General features: G+C 64.3%; 18 protein-coding genes. 11 read left to right on the plus strand and 7 right to left on the minus strand.

Going from position 1 to position 21,563, the window contains the following annotated elements; all coding sequences use genetic code 11:
- Positions 1–74: 74 nt before the first annotated feature.
- Complete coding sequence (locus LL972_RS01645; RefSeq protein WP_228326130.1) at positions 75–1,289, plus strand: FAD-dependent oxidoreductase; 1,215 nt, start codon at positions 75–77, stop codon at positions 1,287–1,289.
- 23 nt (positions 1,290–1,312) lie between these two features.
- Here the strand turns inward: LL972_RS01645 and LL972_RS01650 are convergent, their stop codons facing one another.
- Positions 1,313–1,507, minus strand: coding sequence for a hypothetical protein (locus LL972_RS01650; protein ID WP_228326131.1), 195 nt, complete (start codon positions 1,505–1,507; stop codon positions 1,313–1,315).
- Between the two features lie 545 nt (positions 1,508–2,052).
- Between LL972_RS01650 and LL972_RS01655 the strand changes: the two genes are divergently transcribed.
- Both LL972_RS01655 and LL972_RS01660 read left to right on the plus strand, forming a co-directional pair.
- Positions 2,053–2,559: a ferritin-like domain-containing protein gene (locus LL972_RS01655; protein WP_016900918.1), complete on the plus strand. Its 507-nt coding sequence runs from the start codon at positions 2,053–2,055 to the stop codon at positions 2,557–2,559.
- Between the two features lie 132 nt (positions 2,560–2,691).
- Positions 2,692–3,591 (plus strand): manganese catalase family protein, encoded by a 900-nt coding sequence (locus LL972_RS01660; protein WP_228326132.1) that lies wholly within the window; start codon positions 2,692–2,694, stop codon positions 3,589–3,591.
- A gap of 258 nt (positions 3,592–3,849) precedes the next feature.
- Here the strand turns inward: LL972_RS01660 and LL972_RS01665 are convergent, their stop codons facing one another.
- Both LL972_RS01665 and LL972_RS01670 read right to left on the minus strand, forming a co-directional pair.
- Positions 3,850–4,422 (minus strand): hypothetical protein, encoded by a 573-nt coding sequence (locus LL972_RS01665; protein WP_228326133.1) that lies wholly within the window; start codon positions 4,420–4,422, stop codon positions 3,850–3,852.
- 265 nt (positions 4,423–4,687) lie between these two features.
- Positions 4,688–8,239: a CheR family methyltransferase gene (locus LL972_RS01670; RefSeq protein WP_228326134.1), complete on the minus strand. Its 3,552-nt coding sequence runs from the start codon at positions 8,237–8,239 to the stop codon at positions 4,688–4,690.
- 205 nt (positions 8,240–8,444) lie between these two features.
- On the opposite strand from LL972_RS01670, the gene LL972_RS01675 reads away from it, so the two are divergent.
- The gene (locus LL972_RS01675; protein ID WP_228326135.1) at positions 8,445–8,828 is read left to right on the plus strand and encodes a response regulator; all 384 of its coding nucleotides are present in this window, start codon (positions 8,445–8,447) and stop codon (positions 8,826–8,828) included.
- On the opposite strand, the gene LL972_RS01680 is transcribed toward LL972_RS01675, so the two are convergent.
- The 3 genes from LL972_RS01680 to LL972_RS01690 form a co-directional block, all read right to left on the minus strand.
- Entirely contained in the window at positions 8,822–9,049 is a 228-nt protein-coding gene (locus tag LL972_RS01680) for a hypothetical protein (protein WP_228326136.1), read from the minus strand. The genes LL972_RS01675 and LL972_RS01680 overlap by 7 nt on opposite strands.
- The gene (locus LL972_RS01685) at positions 9,049–10,329 is read right to left on the minus strand and encodes a sigma-54-dependent transcriptional regulator (protein ID WP_228326137.1); all 1,281 of its coding nucleotides are present in this window, start codon (positions 10,327–10,329) and stop codon (positions 9,049–9,051) included. Before LL972_RS01685 ends, LL972_RS01680 begins: the two co-directional genes overlap by 1 nt.
- Positions 10,330–10,885: 556 nt before the next feature.
- Positions 10,886–11,071, minus strand: a complete 186-nt coding sequence (locus LL972_RS01690) for a hypothetical protein (protein WP_228326138.1) — start codon at positions 11,069–11,071, stop codon at positions 10,886–10,888.
- A 215-nt stretch (positions 11,072–11,286) separates the two neighbouring features.
- Here LL972_RS01690 and LL972_RS01695 point away from each other — a divergent pair, with 215 nt between their 5' ends.
- From LL972_RS01695 to LL972_RS01720, 6 genes are all read left to right on the plus strand, one after another.
- On the plus strand, positions 11,287–12,153 hold the full coding sequence (locus tag LL972_RS01695; protein WP_228326139.1) for an SDR family oxidoreductase: 867 nt from the start codon (positions 11,287–11,289) through the stop codon (positions 12,151–12,153).
- A gap of 429 nt (positions 12,154–12,582) precedes the next feature.
- Positions 12,583–13,752 carry a UDP-glucose 4-epimerase GalE gene (galE, locus tag LL972_RS01700; protein ID WP_228326140.1) on the plus strand — a complete coding sequence of 390 codons (1,170 nt, stop codon included), beginning with the start codon at positions 12,583–12,585 and terminating at the stop codon, positions 13,750–13,752.
- Between the two features lie 37 nt (positions 13,753–13,789).
- A complete protein-coding gene (locus LL972_RS01705) occupies positions 13,790–14,974 on the plus strand; it encodes a glycosyltransferase family 1 protein (RefSeq protein ID WP_228326141.1) in 1,185 nt (394 codons plus the stop codon).
- A complete protein-coding gene (gene glf / locus LL972_RS01710) occupies positions 14,971–16,158 on the plus strand; it encodes a UDP-galactopyranose mutase (RefSeq protein ID WP_228326188.1) in 1,188 nt (395 codons plus the stop codon). The genes LL972_RS01705 and glf overlap by 4 nt, the downstream gene beginning before the upstream one ends.
- A 132-nt stretch (positions 16,159–16,290) precedes the next feature.
- Entirely contained in the window at positions 16,291–17,442 is a 1,152-nt protein-coding gene (locus tag LL972_RS01715) for a beta-glucosidase (protein WP_228326142.1), read from the plus strand.
- A complete protein-coding gene (locus LL972_RS01720) occupies positions 17,439–19,217 on the plus strand; it encodes an ABC transporter ATP-binding protein (RefSeq protein ID WP_228326143.1) in 1,779 nt (592 codons plus the stop codon). Before LL972_RS01715 ends, LL972_RS01720 begins: the two co-directional genes overlap by 4 nt.
- Before the next feature lie 220 nt (positions 19,218–19,437).
- On the opposite strand, the gene LL972_RS01725 is transcribed toward LL972_RS01720, so the two are convergent.
- The gene (locus LL972_RS01725) at positions 19,438–20,082 is read right to left on the minus strand and encodes a DUF4142 domain-containing protein (protein ID WP_228326144.1); all 645 of its coding nucleotides are present in this window, start codon (positions 20,080–20,082) and stop codon (positions 19,438–19,440) included.
- A 264-nt stretch (positions 20,083–20,346) separates the two neighbouring features.
- On the opposite strand from LL972_RS01725, the gene LL972_RS01730 reads away from it, so the two are divergent.
- Complete coding sequence (locus tag LL972_RS01730) at positions 20,347–21,510, plus strand: zinc-dependent alcohol dehydrogenase (RefSeq protein ID WP_228326145.1); 1,164 nt, start codon at positions 20,347–20,349, stop codon at positions 21,508–21,510.
- The last annotated feature ends 53 nt before the right edge of the window (positions 21,511–21,563 follow it).

Here is a 21,563-nt window from a genome sequence, read left to right on the forward strand (position 1 = left end):
GTGGCGTGCGCAGTGGGGCAGGTCGCACAGGCGCCGTGGTCCCGATCATTTCCTCCGCATCGCTCAGGAGTCGCATGCACCGTCGTCATTTCCTGCACAGCGCCGGTCTTGCGCTTGCGGCCGCTTCCAGCGGGAGCTGGGCCGCGACCGGCAAGGTCGCCGCTGCGCCGTCTTCGCCATTGCCCGCCATGCCGCCGGGTGCCTCGCCCGACCAGTTCGCCGCATCGCTGCCGCTGGCGCCGATCCGTGCGGCGGTCGATCGCATCATTGCGATCAACGGCTGCACCCGCCCGTTCCGTGCGCAGGGACCGCGGATCGAGGCCGAGCGCATCGGTCGCAAGACGGTGGTGCACAACTATGGACATGGCGGCAGCGGATGGTCGCTGTCGTGGGGCGCGGCCGAGCATGCGCTGCGGCTGGTGCGCGCGGCCGATGCGGATGTGCGCGAGCTGGCGGTGATCGGCTGCGGCGCGATCGGGCTGACCACCGCGCTGGTCGCGCAACGCGCAGGCCTGCGCGTGCGCATCTATGCGCGCGAGCGCCTGCCGGACGTGCGCTCGTTCTACGCCACCGGCGTGTGGTCGCCGGACTCGCGGGTGTGCACCAGCGAATACGCCAGCGCCGATTTCAAGACCCGCTGGCAAGAGATGGCGCGCATCTCGTTCCGCCGCTACCAGACCCTGCTGGGCCTGCCGGGCGAGCCGATCGAATGGCGCGATGGTTACGCGCTGTCGGATGTGCCGTTCGACCAGCCGAGCGCATCGGCCGAAGCGCATGAGCCGGACTACCCGCCGCTGGAGCGCGAATTGCTCGGTGATCTGGGCCCGCGCTCGCAGCCGGTCGCCCCCGGCAATCATCCGTTTCCGGTGCCGTTCGTGCGTCGCTACAGCCAGCTGACCTTCAACCTCAGTGCGTATGCGCGGCTGTTGATGGACGACTTTCTGCAGGCCGGTGGCGAGCTGACTACGCGCAGCTTCGAGCATCCGCGCCAGTTCGGCCAGTTGCGCGAAAAGATCCTGGTCAATGCCACCGGCTATGGTGCGCGCGCGTTGCTTGGCGACTACAGCGTCATCCCGGTGCGCGGGCAGACCGCGCGCCTGATTCCGCAACCGGAAGTGACCTACGGGCTGGTCTGGCGCGGCCACAATCTCAATGTGGTGCCACGCCGCGATGGCGTGCTGGTGCAGGCGCAAGGCACCAACGATTTCAACAACCCCGATGCCACGCCGGATCACGCCGCATCTGCAGCAGCGGTCCGCGAGTTGGCACGGTTGTTTCCTCAGGCCTGAGTCGCCTCGCCTGCGTGCTGCAATCAGGACTCGCCAAGCGAGGCCTGCAGCGCGCGGGCCAGTGCGGCATGGCCGCTGACCAGCTCGTCCCACCGCAATGCCACGCCTTTGCGTCGCCCTTTTTCAACCAGCTTCAATCCCTGCGGGTCGATGATCAAGGTATAGGCCTGATCGCCGATCTGCAGCTCGCGGCGTAGCGGTTTGTCCAACGGCGTCATGGCAACTTCCGGGGCAAGGACGAGCCATCGGTTGTAGCGCAACTGTCCGCAACGCGGTGCATTCCCCGTCGTGCATGCTGCACGGTGCCGGTGCAATCGCGGCTCGTCAGCATCGACATCCGGGCAGCGCAATCGACATCAGTGCAAGCGCGTCAGTGATGCCGCGTGCTGGCAGTGGCCATGCGCGTTGTACGCACGCATCTCAAGAAGCCGGCGGCAGCCTCGGTCAGTCCAGTGCGACCGCCACGGCTCGGCGCTACTGCATCGACCGCCCGCAAGACGTCAGCGCGCGGCTTACGGCACAGGTCGTCATCGCATCGGGATCACCGCATCCACCGATCGCGCTAACACGCCGACGACTAGCCTAGCGACCATGCGAGACAGCATGAGCAACCACGACAACAACGCCGCATTGCAGGCCTGGCGTTACATCAGGTACTGCGATGCCGAGATGACGCGGTAGCTGGCTCGCACGCAATCGACCGCAACACGCATATACGGTGCACCGCACTGTTTTTCCATCTATCCATCCAAAGGAGCCGCCCATGGCGATCAAGACAATTGAAGAGCTTTTCGTCCACGAGCTGTCGGACATCTACAGTGCAGAAAAGCAGTTGACCAAATCTCTGCCGCGTCTGGCACGTGCGGCGACCGAGCCCAAGCTGGTGGAGGCGTTCAAGCTGCATCTGGAAGAAACCCAGGGCCAGATCGAGCGTATCGATCAGATCGTCGAACTGCTCGGCATCAAGCTCAAGCGCATCAAATGTGCCGCGATGGAAGGTCTGGTCGAGGAAAGCCGTGAGGTGATCGACGAGATCGAAGAAGGTCCGGTTCGCGATGCAGCGCTGATCGGCGGCGCACAGAAGGTGGAGCATTACGAGATCGCCTCGTACGGCACCATCGCGGCGATCGCAAAGCAGCTGGGCTATACCGACGCGGTCAGCTTGCTGCTGTCGACGCTGGAAGAAGAAAAGGCCACCGATGAAAAGCTGACCCTGCTTGCCGAGCAAGGTGGTAATCAAAAGGCATCCAAGGCCAGCAAAGCGGCCTGATGCAGTGCGCAGGCGGCACCGCCGCCTGCGTTCGCCCGCATCTCGCGGGCAACTCCCCCATCGCCAGCCTCGGGTTTCTGCGCGCATGCCGCGTTGCAGTTGTCCCCGGGCGCCAGCCAGGAAACATGATCCATGTTCATGCATAACAAGCGTTTGATGTACACCGTTCGCGTCGCCGAACCCAATCCGGACCTGGCCACGTTGATGCTCGAGCAGTTCGGCGGGCCGCAGGGCGAACTTGCCGCAGCGATGCAGTATTTCACCCAGGCATTGGGCGAAGACGATCCGGGCCGCAAGGATCTGCTGTTCGATATCGCCACTGAAGAATTGAGCCACCTGGAAATCATCGGCTCGATCATCGCCATGCTCAACAAGGGGCCGAAGGCCGTGTTGTCCGAAGGCATGGAAGAGGCCATGGAGATGCGCTCCATGACCCAGAACAGCACCAGCCACACCCAGCAGATCCTGTATGGCGGTGGTCCGGCGCTGGTCAATTCCAGCGGCGTGCCGTGGACCTCGGCCTATGTCGACTCGATCGGTTGCCCGACCTCGGACATGCGTTCCAACATCGCTGCCGAAGCACGCGCCAAGCTGGTCTATGAGCGTTTGATCACTGTCACCGACGATCCGGGCATCGTGGATGCGCTGCGCTTTTTGATGACGCGCGAAGTGGCGCATCAGAAGTCGTTCGAGAAGGCGCTGTACTCGATCGAGCCGAACTTCCCGCCGGGCAAGCTGCCGGGCGACCCGCGCTTCACCGACATCTACTACAACATGTCGCAGGGCGAAGGCGACACGGTCGGCCCGTGGAATGCCGGCGAGCAGTGGGACGTAGTGGCAGACCGTGACCTGCAGTCCGCGGTCGACGGCGGCGATGGGTCGGCCACGGTTGCGCTGGATGCGACCCAGACCGAGGCACTGGATGCGATGTCACTACGCTTGCTGTCGAATCCGGAATTGGATCGGGTCACCGGTGCAGACCTGGGCGCAGGCCCGGGTGCCGGCTCCACCACTGGCGACATCCAACGCTGATCGTCATCGGCAGCGATTGCTGACACTGGCCCGGGTCGTTCGCGATCCGGGCTTTTTCATGCGCGACCTGCTGTGGACAGCAGGCGACATGCAGTTGGTCATGTTGCAGATGGCCTTCGCAGTGAGGGCGGCCGCCACCTGCGGCCAAGCAATGCGGATGGCTCGCAAAAAAAAAAACGATGCGTGTGCAACGTGTTACCGGACGACTGAAAGCAAAAGAGGCCCGACGGGCCTCCTGTCACTGCCTGTCAACGCGGCTCACACCGGCGCGGCCTGCTTGGCCTGCGCTTCAGTGGCCCACTCGGGCCGCACGCCTGCTGCGGTGGTGCAACGCTCCAGCCGCCATGGCAGGAGATGACGCATCGCCTCCTCGCCACTGACCTGCAGCCATTGCGTGGCATCGCCTTCGACGCATAACGGACGCTGTGTAGGCAGGCTGGTCGAGGAGGCAACCAGCAACGAGAACCCCATCTGCAGGCGGCCGCCGATATCCATGACATTGCGCAGGCCTGCGGCGTACAGCGCACCACCGTCCTGGCTCAACCAGGTTGCCGAGGTGGCGCCGTCTGTCGATGCAGTGCAGACAAATCCACACAGCGGGATCAGGCAGCGCTGGGTTTCCCAGATGGCAAGGTCGACGCGCCCCAGCCATTCCGGCTCCTGGGTATTGATCGAGCGCTGCTGTCCCGGCGCGCGTCGACCAAAGGTTGCACGCTCCTCGCGTTTGCCGCCACGGTCGGCAACCAGAATGTCGGCATCGGCACCGACACCGATCTCGACCCAGGCATTGCTCGCAACGCGGCCTGACAACTGAAGAATGCGCGTAATCATGTTGACTCCACTGTGCAGCTTGATGACTGCAGGAGCTACGCACAATACGCGCCAAGTTTTTCGATGCTGCACACAGCCGCGCTGCAACGGTCTTGCGTGACAGCAGTGGCATCAGCGGCGCTGCGAGGTGCGAATCCGTCGCAACATCTGCACGCACGCGCAGGATTTTCCGTGAGGGCGCGTGGGGATGCACAGCCTTTCGCACATGGGCATGGCAGCGCCTGCCAGAGTGCGCAGACACTGCACGCGAGCGTGCAGCGAGTTACTAATCGTGCAGCGAGGTCAGCGGCAACTGGATCTCGCATTCCAGCCGTGTATCGCTGAGCTCGTAACGCGTCTGTGCGCCATGGCTGTACGGCAAGGCTTTTTCGATCAGGCGGCGGCCGAATCCGCCTGCCTGGTCGCGATCGTTGCGTCGCTGCTGGCTGGCGCCTTCTTCGATCCACGACAACACCAGGCGCGCCGAGGCGTCGTTGTGGGACACCACATCCCAGCGCACCGACAAGGTGCCGGTCTCTACTGCCAATGCGCCATGCTTGAGTGCGTTGGTTGCGAGCTCGTGCAGTGCCAGCGCCAGCGTCTGCACCGTGGACTTGCGCAGCGCCACATCCGGGCCTTCCACCACGATGCGCCGTTGATCGGGCTCGGCACCGAGCGCATCCAGCTCCATGCGCAGCAGTGCACCGATGGTGGTGGGCGCGTTGTCCGACTGCGACAACAGCCCTTGCACACGCGATAACGCAGAGAGCCGGTCGTCGAACCTGCCGGCGAACTCCGGCATGCTGTGGCTGGTCTGTACGGTCTGCTTGGCGACCGACTGCACCACGGTGATCAGGTTGCGGGTGCGATGCTGCAATTCGCTGACCAGCACGCGCTGTTCTTCCTGCAGACGGCGCAGATTGTCCGATTCGGTCGAGGTTCCCAGCCACTCCAGCACCTGGCCGCGCTCGTCCAGCACCGGCGCACTACGCGTATGGAACCAGCGGTAGCGGTCCTCGGCTGCATTGAACAGGCGATGCTCCACGTCCAGCCCGCCGGTGCGCGCGCTGTCGTGCCAGGCATTCAAGGTCAGCTCGCGCTCGTCCGGATGCACCGCCTGCAACCAGCCCAGCTCCAGGCTCTCGCCCGCGCGTTGCCCGGTATAGCTGGACCACTGCGGGCTGGACCAGGTCCAGCGGCCAGCATCGAGCGAGCGCCACACCAGTTGGGGAATCCCTTCCATCAAGGTCCGCAGGCGCTGCTCGCTGCTGCGCAACGCGCGCTCGGCGCGCGTCAGCGGGGTGACGTCCATGAAGGTCAACACCGCTCCGCCGATGAAGTTGTTGACCGTGCGGTACGGCAGCACCCGCACCATGTAGCGGGCACGGGTGGCAGGGTTTTCCACTTCGCGATCCAGCACCGCCAGCGTGCGGATCACCCGGCGCACATCGTCCTGCAGCTCGTCATAGGTCACGTGCAGCTTGATGTTGCTGATCGGCCGGTGGATATCGCTTTCCACCAACGGCAGGATGTCGGTGACCGCAGGGGTGAAGTTGGTGACGCGCAGGTCGTTGTCCAGAAACACGGTGGCGATCTGGGTGCTTTCCAGCAGGTTCTTCAGGTCGCTGTTGGCATGCGCCAGCTCCTGCACGCGGTGGGCCAGCTCGCCGTTGACCGTGGTGACTTCCTCGTTGACCGACTGCAGTTCTTCCTTGGAGGTTTCCAGCTCTTCGTTGGCGCTCTGCAGTTCTTCGTTGAGCGACTGGTATTCCTCGTTGGAGGACTTGAGCTCTTCGTTGGTGCTCTCCAGCTCCTCGATCATCGACTGCAGCCGCTCGCGGGTCATGCGCAGCTCGTTCTCCAGCGCCTGCACGTGGGCGTTGTCGGACACGGTGTCTTTCGGCGGCGCCAGCTCGGCCAGGTCACGCGCTTCCACTTCCTGAAACAACACCACATAGCCGCGCGGAACTTCCGAATCCGAGGTCGGCTCCACGAACAGGTCCACCGCCCAGGTCGCCGCATCCTCGTGCATCTGGACGCCCTTGACCTGCACCGGCGTCATGTCCGCTTCGGCACGGCTGAGCGCGCTGCGTAACTCCAGACGCAGGTCGCGGTGAATGAGGTTGAGCAGGTTGAGGCTGGGCGCGCCGCCGCCGGGACGGATGAAACGCCCGGCCTGCGAGGAGAAATGCAGCACATCGAAATGCTCGTCCAGCACTGCATAGGCCGGTGCGTAGCGATCTGCAATGCGCTCGCCGGCAAGCACCAGTGCATTGCTGACACTGCGCTGCTGACGGTTTGGCGCCGGCGCCTGGCCGTCCAGTCCGAGCGCAGACGACGGGAAGGTCGTATGCATGCGGCTGTCGGCATCGATCTTCTGGAACACGCGGAAGCTGCGCTCCACCGGTGCGAACAACTTGGCATGCCGCGAGACGTTTTCGGCGTTGCCCAGGAACAGATAGCCGCCCGGCTTGAGGGCGAAGTGAAACACCGGGATCACCCGGTTCTGCAGCTCGGCATCCAGGTAGATCAGCAGATTGCGGCATGACACCAGATCCAGCCGCGAGAACGGCGGGTCCTTGACGATGCTGTGCTGCGAGAACACGCACAGCTCGCGCAGTTGCTTGCTCACCACATAGGTATCGCCTTCCTTGACGAACCAGCGCTGCAGGCGCTCCGGCCCCACATCGGCAACGATGCTGGACGAATAACGCCCCACCCGTGCGATGGCCAATGCCCGCCCGTCGATGTCGCTGGCGAAGATCTGGATGCGTGGCGCCACGTCCAGCGTCTGCGCATGCTCGCGTAACAGCATCGCCAACGAATACGCCTCTTCGCCGGTGGAACAGCCCAGCACCCACACACGCAGGTGGTCGCCCGGCTGCTTGCCCTGGAACAGGCGCGGAATCACCTGCTGCTCCAGAAACTCGAACTCGCGGCGGTCGCGGAAGAACTGGGTCACGCCGATAAGCAGATCGTTGAACAGCAACAGCGGTTCGTCGAAGCGGCTGCGCAGCTGCTCCAGATACTGTTCCAGCGTGTCCACCTGCACCACCTGCATGCGTCGCTGCACGCGGCGCAGGAACGTGGCGCGTTTGTACCCATGGAAATCGTGGCCGGTGGCGTTGCGCAGGATGCTGGCGACCTGGCTGAGCTGATCATTCTCGCTGCCGTTGCGCACGCCCACCGGTGCCGGATGACCGAAGCGATGGTGACGCTGCATATGCGCGGCGATGCGTGCGGCCACGCGCGGCAACGGCAGGATGTCGTCGCTGATGGCGGCCGGGTTGCCGGCACTGCGCAGATCCATCCCGTGCAACGACGGATCGTCCACCGCCAGCGCCAGACCGCCGCACTCCTTGATGGCGGCGGTGCCCAAGGTGCCGTCGCCATCGAAGCGGCCCATGATCAGGCCGATCACGTTGCCGTCCTGGTCGTGCGCCATCGAGACGAAGAAGCTGTCGATCAAGCCGTGATCGCTGGCTTCCTGCAAGGGGCGCAGCCGCAACCGGCCTTCTTCCAGGGTCACCAGCGTCTGGCTGGGCGGCAGGTAGATGCGTCCGGGATGCAGCGCGTCGCCATCCTCAGGCGCCAGCAGCAGACTGGATTGCGGCCCGAGCAACTCGCGCAGGCGCGGCTCATCCAGCAGGTGACGATCGCGCAGCAACAGCATGATGACCAGATTGGGCGCGCCGGCGACCGCGTCGAGCAGTTCGGCCAGGCGCGTGGCATCCAGGCCATCGGCACCGACGCCGAGAATGAACAACGGCGGTGGCGCCACGGCGTCGTGCGTCATGGCCGCTGCGGTGTCGTCGCAGGAAGTGTCGTCGTCAGTCATTGCAGCCATCGCATCAACGGCGCCGGGTGTCAGGCGCAATCGTCAATGATGGCGCAAACCCGCCTCTACCGCTACGCGGCGTCTGAGTGGTACAGGGATTGCACGCAACGGCTCTGGAAGCACCTGCTTACGCGCGGCGTTAACCGACGCGACGCGCACTATGGCCTGCGCGTCGCCGGACAGCGCCACCGCTCGAGGAGTTCCCATGCTGGACCATCCACTCAACGGCCTTCGTATCCTCGTGGTCGAAGACGATTACCTGCTGGCCGAATCGCTCAACGATCTGTTGGTGGAAGCCGGAGTCTGCGTGCTGGGACCGGTGGGCAATGTGCCCGAGGCGCTGTCGCTGGTGACCTCCGGACAGACCATCGACGGCGCACTGCTCGACGTCAATGTGCGTGGTCAACCGGTGTTTCCGGTGGCCGATGCGTTGCTGGAGCGCGGGGTACCGTTCTCGTTCTGCTCGGGCTACGACCGCTACACGCTACCGCCGCGGTTTGCGCACCTGTCGTACTGCATGAAGCCGTACAATCCGCGCACGATCACCGCCCTGCTCAGCAACCAGACCCAGCCGGCCGAGCATTACTGATCGGTGCTGCCGGTGGATATCGCATCGTCCTGGCGCAGGGCGCGCTCTTCCTCGCCCAGTTGATTAAGCAACTCCACGGCCGATTGATGGGTGGTGCGCAAAGTCTCTATGGGCTTGGAGGTCTCGTTACGTAACGCATACAACGCAAAACCCATCACGTTGAGGCGGTTGCGCAGCTGATGCAGCAGCTCGCGCCGGCGCCCTTGAGATGCGTCGCCCACTACGCGTCCTTATCGCTGAGCCGGTTGTGCAGCGTGCGCACACTGATGCCCAATTCGCGCGCCGCCGCCTTCTTGTTGAACCGGGTGCGCGACAACGCCGCTTCGATCATGGCGTCCTCGGCCTGGCGCATGGTCCACCCCGCCGGAATCAGCAAGCCATCTGCGTCGGCCTGCGGCACGGTCTGCACCACATCCGGCGCGCTCAACAGATCGCCGTCAGAGCGCAGGTACAGGTAGCGGATGAACGAGCGCAACTCGCGCACATTCCCCGGCCAGGTGTGATACGCCAGATAGCGCAGCAACGATTTGGTCGGCAGCTTGCGGGTGCCGTACTTGACGTTGAGCTCGTCGATCACGCGCAGGCCCAGCAGACGCGCGTCGCCGCGACGCTCACGCAGCGGCGGCACCTGGATCGGATATTCGTTGAGCCGGTAGAACAGGTCCTCGCGCAGCACGCCGTGCTCGCGTTGCACATGCTGGTGCGTGGCTGCGACCACGCGCGCGTCCAGCGGAATTTCCTCGCTGCCGCCCACGCGCATGAAGCTGCGCGACTCGATCGCGCGCAGCAGGTAGACCTGCAGCCGGGTCGGCATCTCGCCGATCTCATCCAGGAACAGCGTGCCATCGGCCGCCTGCTCCAGAAATCCGGCATGCCGACGATCGGCGCCAGTGAAGCTGCCGCGTTCGTGGCCGAACAGCTGGCTGGCCAGCAGTTCCTCGGGAATCGCACCGCAGTTGACCGGTACGAAGCGACCACGCCGGCTGGAGACCCGATGGATTGCGCGCGCAACCAGATCCTTGCCGGTGCCGGTTTCGCCGGTCACCAGCACATTCAGATCGGTGGGCGCCACGCGCACGATGTCCTTGCGCAACAGCACGATGCTGTCGCTGTTGCCGATGAGGCCCAGGTTGCCCTGCTGCGCTTCCCGCAGGCCGCCGAGCACGCGTTCCAGCCGTTCGGGCGCGAACGGTTTGGTGAGGAACTCGCTGACGCCGAACTGCTGCGCGCGGCCCTGGGTTTCGTAGGCGTAGTCGCCCGATACCACCACGATCTGCGGCGTGTGATCCGGGTCGAGCCGTTCGATGAGATCGAAACCGCTGCCGTCGGGCAGGCCAACGTCCACCACCAACAGGTCGGGGAAGTTGCTGTCCAGCCAACGGCTGGCTTCGCCAAGGGTGTGGATGCCCTTGGCACGGAAGCCGCTATCGGTGGCTAACTCAACCACCTGATCGCAGAACTCCACGTCGTCGTCGATGATGGCGCAGGAAAGACGGTCCATGGGCGCTTCTGTCCGCAATGACTAATACATGTTCAGTTGAGAATTGTGACGGCGGCGCGAAAAACGCGCCTGCACACCACCACGAGGTTGCACATCGCTGTCACGGCCGTCCGGCCGCCTGGCGCTCGCTCCCCCAAAGTCGAGCTCGCCGTAGAAGTTTGACCGAAGTACGCAGGGCAACGCTGGATTACGCCAGTGCCAAGCGTCACGGTTGGGGTCGGTCGGTGCGTCGAATGCGTTGAAACGCCAAACAGCGCAAGGTTTGCGGGGGACTAAAGGACAACCCGGATACGGGCGCATTGGACTGAGCGGATGGATCAGCTCGCTTGCACCGTGATGTGGCAGCTGGGCTGTGAGCTCGCGCTGACGCGCGCCACTGCTGGTTGGGGCGTACGCAACCACGGCGGCAAGGCCATCGGGTGCGAGGTGTGACCGATAGCCTACGCGTCAGCCGTGGAGAAAATGTGCATGGAATTGCCATGCCGGCGCAATGACGCGGCGGCGAGCCTGCGTGCGCCCGCATAGCGGACGCAGGGATTGCAGCAGTGCGCGTGACTTAGCGCTTCTCTGAGCCATCTGGTCGCTCGTAATCGTGTTCGGGATCGGCCTTGTTCACATCGCGATCTTCATCGGGCATGTCATGAACTTTCCACTCGACATCCTCGTTGCGCTGCTCCTGCGGCGTAAACGGCTTTTTCTGATCATCATCCGGACCCCACGGCCTCTTCGGTTCACTGCCCATCGTCGTTCTCCTGCATTGTGGTCGTGATCCCACGCTAGGCCGGTACGCATTGCAGAGCAGTGAACAAAGCTGCGCGACGGCGTGAAGCAATCGCCACATGCGCGGGCAGCGGCATCGTCAGCACACATGCCGCCGACATCGCCTAGCCCGTCCGTTTACGTTTGCGCACGCACACTGCTGCTCACTGTGATGCGTCACATCGTCAGGAGACACCAATGCCCGTACCCAACTACCCACGCCCGCCATTCAAACCGCAGCAACAGAGTTTCCCCGGGCGCACCGAAAAGATGGATCCACGCCCGGACCATGGCGAAGAAAGTTATGTCGGCCATGGGCAGCTTACCGGCAAACGGGCGCTGATCACCGGCGGAGACAGCGGCATCGGTGCAGCAGTGGCAATCGCGTATGCCCGCGAGGGTGCCGACGTGGCAATCGCCTACTTGCCCGATGAGCAGGAAGACGCCGCCAGAATCGGCGCATTGATCGAAAAGGCCGGCGTCAAGGCATTGCTGGTGGGCTGCGATATCAGCGACCCGGCCCAGGCAGCTGCGTTGATCGACAAGGTCAACAGCAACTTCGGCGGCCTGGACATCCTGGTCAACAACGCCGGCTACCAGCAATATTTCGAGAAGTTTGAAGACATCACCCTGGACGAATGGCGCAAGACCTTCGATACCAACGTGCATGCCGTGTTCCATCTGGTGCAGTTGTCGGTGCCGCTGATGACTGACGGTGGCTCCATCATCAATACCGCCTCTGTGCAGTCCAAGAAACCGACGCCGAACATCCTGCCGTATGCCGCCACCAAGGGCGCATTGGCCAATCTGACCATTGGCCTGGCGGGCGTGCTGGCCGACAAGCACATCCGCGTCAATGCGGTGCTGCCGGGTCCGATCTGGACGCCGTTCATTCCCGCCGGCATGGATGAGGAGTCGGTGGAAAATTTCGGCAGCCAGACGCCGATGGGCCGCCCCGGGCAACCGGTCGAGCTGGCATCGGCATATGTGATGCTGGCAGCAGATACCGCCAGCTACACCTCGGGCACGCTACTGACCATCGCCGGCGGCGCCGTCACGCTCTAACGTCATCCAGCGCTGCACCTGATCACAAGGCCTGTCTCGCTTGCTTAGCGAGGCGGGCTTTTTCGTTATTGCAGCGTGCGCTTGCAGGGGCGGAGGCGGCCTGGCCTTGCGCTGCGCGCTGCCTGCAACACGTTCCGCGCGCACTCACTGACCCACAGTCACGGTGAGGTTTCGGTCAACGCCATACTCGCGCGGCACGCACCCGCCACTGTGCCTGTTCTCACGGCCGGGCTCCTACCGTAGGTGGCGTTGGAGCGTGATGCACAACCCTTTTCTTCTCGCCCAGAGCTGCCCGCTACCCATGCGTGGCGCAAGAGCAGCGCACTGCCGGCGCGATGACATCACGCAACACGCATCGAAACGTGCAGGTGGTGCATCCGCGCCATTGAGAGGCCGGCGCGTCAGCGCCCTCCACAAGGCAGATAATCAATGAGAATTTTGGTCACTGGCGGCACCGGCTATATCGGCTCACATACCTGCGTCGAGTTGGCGCGCCGCGGCCACCAGGTGTGCATTGTCGATAATTTGAGCAACTCCTCCGAGCGCGTGCTCGATCATCTGCACCATCTGATGGGCTTTCGCCCGGACTTCCATCGCATGGACGTGCGCGCACCCGAGCTGGCCGAGCTGCTGGTTGCGAAGAAGATCGATGCGGTGCTGCATTTTGCCGCGCTCAAGGCCGTGGGCGAATCGGTGCGCGAACCGTTGCTGTACTTCAACAACAATGTGACCGGCACGTTGGCGCTGCTGCGCGCAATGCGCACCGCCAATGTGACCAAGCTGGTGTTCAGCTCGTCGGCCACCGTGTATGGCGATACCAACACCAGCCCGATCCGGGAAGACGCGCCACTGAAAGCGATCAATCCGTATGGACGCACCAAACTGATGATGGAAGAGATGATCGCCGACCTCAGCGCGGCCGGGCCTGAGTTCCATGCGGCGCGGCTGCGCTACTTCAACCCGGTCGGTGCGCATCCCAGCGGGTATCTGGGCGAAGACCCGCGCGGTGTACCGAAAAATCTGATGCCCTACATCGCGCAGGTGGCGGTCGGTCGCCGCGATGCGCTGCAGGTCTTTGGCGACGACTACCCCACTGCCGATGGCACCGGCGTGCGCGACTACCTGCATGTGATGGACCTGGCGCGTGCGCATGTGGATGCCATCGACTACCTGCAGCGCGAGCGCACCGGCCTGGTGGTGAATCTGGGCACCGGGCGCGGCCACAGCGTGCGCGAAGTGGCCGCCGCGTTCGAACGCGCCAGTGGCCGGCGCATTCCGCTGCGCATTGCGCCGCGTCGCGGTGGTGATGTGGCGGTGTATTACGCCAACGCCACGCTTGCCCAGCGCCTGCTCGGCTGGAAGGCAGAACACGACCTGGACCGCATGTGTCGCGATACCTGGCGCTGGCAGTCCATGCACCCGGACGGCTATGCCGCCTCGCGCCTGAGCAGGCCACACGCGCCGGCACCCGTGCCGGAGACCGAGCTTGTCCGCGACGCAGCCGCGCCGGTACGCCGCCTGTTGCCGGCTGCCGATGGCCGTCGTCGCAGCGAGCCGGCGCGCACGCTGGTGCCGACGGACCGTCTTTCGCGCGCCTGATCGGCGTGCATCCCTTTTTCTCCAGTGAGGTCATTCCATGAGTTGGGCTGGTCAGTTCCACTACGACATCGGCAAGACCCGCCGAGCCGTTTCGTCCGACAGCACGCCGCAGTTCGATCCTGCGCGTACGACCCTGTTGTGCCTGTCGCATCTGCGCTGGAGCTTCGTCTACCAACGCCCGCAGCATCTGATGTCACGCTTTGCCGGCGACTTCAATGTGCTGTTCTGGGAGGAGCCCATCGTTTGCGATGAATCCGAGCCCTGGCTGCAGGTGCGTGGCGAAGAGGGCGGCCTGCATGTGCTGGTGCCGCGTCTGCCGGCCGGGTGTACGGGCGAGGATGCAGTACAGGTGCAGCGGCAATTGCTGGATGGCTACCTGGCCGAGCTTGGCGTGGGCGACCTGCTGCTGTGGTATTACACGCCAATGAGTCAGAGCTTCAGTGCGCATCTGCATCCGCGCGCGATCGTATACGACTGCATGGACGAGCTCTCGGCGTTTCGCGGCGCGCCGCCCGAGCTGGTGCAGCGCGAGCGCGAGCTGCTGCAACGTGCCGACGTGGTATTCACCGGTGGCTACAGCATCTGGGAAGCCAAGCGTGCGTTGCATGCCAACACGCATGCCTTCCCCAGCAGTGTGGACGTGGCACATTTCGCTGCCGCACGCCAACCGCAGCAGGAGCCGGCCGACCAAGCCGACATTCCGCACCCGCGCCTCGGGTTCTATGGTGTCATCGACGAGCGCTTCGATGTGGACTTGCTGCGCGAGATCGCCGAGCAGCGACCACAGTGGCAGTTCGTGATGATCGGGCCGGTGGTCAAGATCGCCGCGTCCGACCTGCCGCAGGCCGCCAACATCCATTATCTCGGCGGCAAGACCTACGACGCGCTGCCCGGCTACCTGTCCGGCTGGGAGGTGGCGCTGATGCCGTTCGCAATGAACGCCTCCACCCGTTTCATCAGCCCGACCAAGACCCCTGAATACCTGGCGGGTGGCTGCCCGGTGGTGTCCACACCGATCCACGATGTGGTGCGCACCTATGGCGACACCGGCGTGGTGCGCATTGCCGATACCGCGGCGGCCTTCGTTGCCGCCTGCGAAGCCGCACTGCGCGACGGCACCGATCGCGCGCAGCTGCTGGACACCGCCGATCAGGTGCTGGGCGATATGTCCTGGGACCACACCTATGACTTGATGAAGGAGAAACTCACGTGGAAGCAATGACACCGTCGGGCACCGTCCCGCTGGCGAGCACGCGCACCCTCAGCGGCACCCGGCGCGGATTCGACTACCTGATCATCGGCGCGGGCTTTGCCGGCAGCGTGCTGGCCGAGCGTCTGGCCGCAGGTCTGGGCAAGCGCGTGCTGGTGGTCGATCGCCGCCCGCATATCGGTGGCAATGCCTACGACTTTCATGACGACGCCGGTGTGCTGATCCATCGCTATGGGCCGCACATCTTCCACACCAATGCGCAGCGCATCGTGGATTACCTGTCCAACTTCACCCAGTGGCGGCCCTACGAGCACCGCGTGCTGGCGCAGGTGGGCGAGCAGCAGGTACCGATCCCGATCAACATGACCACCTTGAACCGGCTCTACGGCCTGCAGCTCACCACCGAAGACGCCGCCGCCGCGTTTCTGGCCAGCCGCGCCGAGCCGGTGGCCGACATCCAGACCAGCGAGGATGTGGTGATCAACCAGGTGGGCCGCGAGCTGTACGAGACCTTCTTCCAGGGCTACACGCGCAAGCAATGGGGCCTGGATCCGTCGCAGCTGGACAAGTCGGTGACCTCACGCGTGCCCACCCGCACCAACGACGACGACCGCTACTTCACCGACACCTTCCAGCAGATGCCGCTGCACGGCTATACGCGCATGTTCGAACGCATGCTCGATCACCCCAACATCAAGGTGATGCTCAACACCGACTACCGCGAGATCCGCGACGAGCTGGACTACGACCAGCTGGTCTACAGCGGCCCGGTGGACGAATACTTCGACCATTGCTACGGCAAGCTGCCGTATCGCTCGCTCAGGTTCGAGCACAGCACCGTGGATCAGGAACAGGTTCAATCGGTGGCGACGGTCAACTACCCGGCCGAAACTGTCGCCTACACACGCATCACCGAGTACAAGCACCTGACCGGCCAGCAGCATCCCAAGACCAGCCTCACCCGCGAGTATCCTTCGGCCGAGGGCGACCCGTATTATCCGATCCCGCGTGCGGAAAACGCCGAGCTGTACCGGCGCTACGAACGGCTCGCGGCCGAAACGCCCAATGTCACCTTTCTTGGGCGGCTGGGCACCTACAAGTACTACAACATGGATCAGGTCGTCGGCCAGGCACTGGCCTTGTTCAAGCGCATCGAAGAGGCCGAACACCAACGCCGCGCCGAACTGATCGCCTGAGCGGCCGGACCTCACCCTGCGGACGTCCCGCTGCGGGTGATGCTTGAAGCAGCTCTCCAGGCCGGCGTGTCGTGTCAGTCACATTTCAGTGTTCCGCCGGCAGACTGCGGCGGAGATGCAGCAGGACCTCAGATGCATAGCCCCACAGTGTTCGACAGTTTTTTCATGGCGGGCTTCGAATGTTCGACCCATCGCCGTCGCGATGGCCGCCGGCTGGATCTGATCGCCGGCACCAGGCACGACCGCTGGGCAGCAAACGATTATCACGCCGTCGCCGCGCACGGAATGCGCACGGCGCGCGACGGCTTGCGCTGGCACCTGATCGAGCAGCGGCCCGGGCATTACGACTGGTCCAGCTTCCTGCCGATGCTGCATGCCGCCAATGCCGCCGGCACCCAGGTGATCTGGGATCTGTGCCATTACGGCTGGCCGGACGATGTGGACATCTGGCGCCCGCAGTTCGTCGATCGCTTCGCGCGTTTTGCCGCGGCGGCGGCGCAATGCATCAAGAACGAAACCGATGCCGTGCCGTTCTACGCGCCGCTCAACGAGATCTCGTTCTGGGCCTGGAACGGCGGCGACCATTCGGGCATGTATCCCAAAGCGCGCGGGCGCGGCTTCGAGCTCAAGCATCAATTGGTACGCGCCACCATCGCCGCGATCGATGCGGTGCGACAGGTGGAGCCGCGCGCGCGCTTCGTGCAGGTGGACCCGGCCATCCATGTGACCGCCTCCAACGACCGCCCCGGCCCGCGCCGGGAAGCCGAGCGTCTGCGGGTGGCGCAATTCGAGGCCTGGGACATGATCTGCGGCAGGCAGTGGCCCGGGCTGGGCGGCGCGCCGCAGTATCTGGACATCGTCGGCCTCAACTACTACGCGGACAATCAGTGGTATCTGGGCGGTGCGCCGATCCCGCGCACATCTCCCGACCACCGTCCGTTCTCGGCGATCATGGACGAATTCTGGCAACGCTATCAGCGCCCGCTGATCATCTCCGAAACCGGTGCCGAAGGCGACAAACGTGCCGGCTGGCTTGCACACGTCAGCAGCGAAGTGGCACTGGCCATGCAGCAAGGCGTGCCGATGGAGGGGATCTGCCTGTATCCGGTGCTGGACTATCCGGGCTGGGACAACTACCGCCATTGCCACACCGGCGTGTTCGGCTATGCCGACGAACACGGGCAGCGCCCACTGGACGCTGGCCTGGCCGAGCAGTTACGCCGCGAACACGAACGCTTTGGCCTGCGTGTGCCGCAGCGTGCGCTGGCCGACATCGATACGTGAACACCGTCGCGCAGCCCGCCCTGTTGCCGGACACCCCCGCGCGCTTTCTATGGCATTACATTCGCCAGCGGCCCTGGCACTTTGCCGGGTTGCTGCTGCTGATCATCGGTGCTGCCGGCTGCGCGGTCTCGGTGCAGTACGGCATGAAGGTGCTGGTCGATGCGATGGCCACCGACCAGCGCCGCCAGGCCGATGTCTGGCTGCCGCTGGGCGTGTTCATCGGCCTGATCGCCGTCGAAAACCTGCTGTGGCGGCTGGGTGGCTGGCTCGGCTGTCGCACCGTGGTGGCCAGCGTGGTGGATATCCGTGTGGATCTGTTCCGCCACCTCACCGGTCATCCGATGCGGTATTTCAGCGAGCATTTTGCCGGCGCGCTGGGCAACCGCATCACCGCACTGGGCAGCGCGGCCGGGCAAATTTACGGCGGGCTGGCCTGGAAGATCGTGCCGCCGATCGTGGACTTCATCGGCGCCATCGTGCTGCTGCTCACCGTGGACTGGCGCATGGCCGCCACCCTGATCGGCTTTATCGCGGTGGTGGCGGCCATCATCACCAGCTTCGGCATCCGTGGCCGCGCCAAGCATCAGCGTTTTGCCGCACAGGCCGCACGCGTGGGCGGCGAGCTGGTGGATGCGGTGTCCAATGTATGGACGATCAAGGCATTTGCCGCGCGCGACCGCGAAAGCGCGCGGCTGGCCGAACAGATCGGCGACGAGGCGGTCGCCCATCGGCGCAGCTGGATGTATGTGGAAAAGGCCAGAGTGATCCACGACATCTGCCTGTCGGTGATGGCCGGCGGCATGTTGATCTGGGCGATCAGCATGTGGCGCGCCGGCACGGTGAGCGCGGGCGATGTGGTGCTGGTCAGCGCCTTGACCTTCCGCATCCTGCACGGCTCGCGCGACCTGGCGCTGACGCTGGTGGACACCACCCAGCAGCTAGGCGCCATCGCCGACACGCTGCAGATCATCCTGCAGCCGCATGCCATCGTCGATGCGGATGCACCGCTGGCACTGGCCCAGGGCGATGTGCGTTTCGAAGAAGTGCGCTTTGCCTATCCGGATCGGGTGGCAGTGCTGGACGGATTGAACCTGCACATCCCCGCCGGCCAGAAGGTCGGCATCGTCGGGCCCTCCGGCGCCGGCAAGTCCACCTTGATCGCCTTGATACAACGCCTGGACGATGTGCAATCCGGACGCGTGCTGATCGATGGCCAGGATATCCGCAGCGTCAGCCAGGACAGCCTGCGCGAAAAGATTGCGGTGGTCCCGCAGGAAACCGCGCTGTTCAATCGCAGCATTGCCGACAACATCCGCTACGGCCGCCCGGAGGCCAGCGATGCGGAGGTGCAGGACGCCGCGCGGCATGCATTCTGCGATGGCTTCATCCGGCAACTGCCGCAGGGCTACGACACCCAGGTCGGCGAGCGCGGGGTCCTGCTCTCCGGTGGTCAGCGCCAGCGTCTGGGCATTGCGCGTGCGTTTCTGAAGGACGCACCGATCTTGATCCTGGATGAAGCAACCTCGGCGCTGGACACCGAGTCGGAAGCGGAAATTCAAGCCGCGCTGGATCACCTGATGCGCGATCGCACGGTACTGGCAGTGGCGCATCGCCTGTCCACGGTGATCGGATTCGATCGCGTCGTGGTGCTGCAGGGAGGTCGCGTAGTCGAAGACGGCAACCCGGCACAACTGCGTGGACACGGTGGCGTGTTCGACGGCCTGTGGCAACGCCAGGCCGCGGGCTTCGAGCAGGCTGCGCCTGACGCGTCATGACGACTGCGTTGCGATGAGATCGCCTTGCACTGCACCGGAACCGGAACCGGAACCGGAACCGGAACCGGAACCGGAACCGGAACCGGCTGAGCATGCGGCACGCATCAAACAAGATTGACGCGCGCCCAGCAGCGCCACAACGACAACAGGCAGCCGAAGCTGCCTGTCTGGTGACATCGCACCGCACATCACGTGCGGTGCTTGATCAGCATTCCGCCTATCAGTGCGGCTGGCTCGCCTTGGCCCGCAGCGACTTGGCATGTTCCAGATGCTGGGCGATTGTTTCGCGTGCGCGCTGCAGCTCCTTGCCCAGATCACTCGATCCCGGCTCGCTGGCCAACTGGGCGTCCAGCAACGTCAAGGCCTGCTCGTGACTGGTCACGCTGGCCTGCAGGTACTGCGTCTCGAACTCCTTGCCGTCCAGGCCTTCAAGACGCTTGCGGGTGCCTTCGGCGCTGGTGGATGCAGCCTGCGCCAGCGTGCCGCTGCGATCCGGTGCGAAACGGCTGAGATCGGTCAATGCCGCGCTATGGGCCTCGTCCATCTTGCGGGCAAACTGCAATGTCTCGCCACCAAGCCCTTTCACGACCGCCAGTTGCGCAAGCGTGCGTTCCTGCTCGTTGAACACCACCAGGGCACCGAGGGCCTGCTTGCGGTCGCCGGAGATTGCAGCAGCGTCACGCAATGGATCGCCATGCGGCGGCGTGCTGCCCGCGTTGGCCGGTGCACCCAGCGTCTGCTGCTGAATGTCGCGATCGTTGCTCTTCGGGCTGGCTGTTTCACCAGCTTCGCTCTGACGACGCTGCCACGCCTTGTACGCCACGTAGCCCACTGCACCAGCGGTCACCATCTTGAAAATTCCCATTCCTTTTCTCCTGGTTGATCGCACAGGGCACGATCGTTGATTGTCGGGGTCGCATGGTCGCTGCACGCACTAACCTGCGAACGATTCAGCGTGTCGTTCGAGAGTGCGAGCGCGTGGGTTATCCAGACGTGACACGCGCATCAACGCCGCGTCGCCAATCGAACGCGTCCACACCGTGCGCACGTGCCGTGCTGACGGACTTAACGGCGCGCTACCGACACTGGCTGTGTTGCCGCACATCGACGGCCTTTTCGGAGAACCCCCATGCTCGCCCTCAACTACCACGGCTCACGCGATGTCCGGGTCGAAACCGTGCCGGACCCGATCCTGGTCGAACGCGACGATCTCATCCTGCGCGTGACCGCGACGGCCATCTGCGGTTCGGACCTGCATCTGTATCGCGGCAAGATTCCGGATCTTCGGCACGGCGATATTCTCGGCCATGAGTTCATGGGCATTGTCGAAGACGTCGGCCCCGACGTCACCGCGGTCAAGCGCGGCGACCGGGTGGTGATTCCGTTCGTGGTCGCCTGCGGGCGCTGCTTCCACTGCATGCTGCAGGAATTCTCCGCCTGCGAAACCACCAATACCGGCAAGGGCGCGGCGCTCAATCACAAGGACATGCGTCCACCGGCGGCGCTGTTCGGTTTCAGTCATCTGTATGGCGGCTTGTCCGGCGGACAGGCCGAGTACGTACGCGTGCCCAAAGCCAATGTCGGGCCGTTGGTGGTGCCCGATGCATTGCACGACGAACAGGTGCTGTTCCTGTCCGACATCCTGCCGACCGGCTATCAGGCCGTCATCGATGCCGGGGTCAAGCAGGGCTCGACCGTGGCAATCTTCGGCGCCGGCCCGGTGGGCCTGATGGCTGCGGCCTGCTGCCGCATGCTGGGCGCCGAGCGCATCTTCATGGTTGACCGGCATGCGTATCGGCTGGACTTCGCCTCCAAGGCCTACGGCATTATCCCGATCAATTTCGACGAGGTCGATGACCCGGCCGATGTGATCGTGTCGCAAACCGACGGCCGTGGCGTCGATGCCAGCATCGAAGCGGTGGGCTTCGAGGCCGAAGGCAGCGCAGTCGAAAGCGCATTGACTAACCTGAAGCTGGAAGGCAGCAGCGGTGTGGCGATTCGTCAGTGCATTGCCGCAACGCGCCGCTGCGGTGTGGTCAGCGTGCCGGGCGTGTATGCCGGCTTCATCCATGCCTTCATGTTCGGTGATGCCTTCGACAAGGGCCTGAGCTTCAAGATGGGCCAGACCCATGTGCAGAAGCACATGCCGCATTTGCTGGAATGCATCGGCAACGGCGACCTCAAGCCCAGCGCGATCATTTCGCATCGCATGCCGCTGGCCGATGCCGCGCGTGGCTACGAACTGTTCGACAAGAAGCAGGACGATTGCCGCAAGGTGGTGTTGACGCCGTAACCGCCGGCAGCGCTGCAAACGCAAACGGCGCGGTCGATGACCGCGCCGTTTGC

It is taken from the genome of Xanthomonas campestris pv. asclepiadis (genome assembly GCF_020784175.1).
Lineage (GTDB): Bacteria > Pseudomonadota > Gammaproteobacteria > Xanthomonadales > Xanthomonadaceae > Xanthomonas > Xanthomonas campestris_D.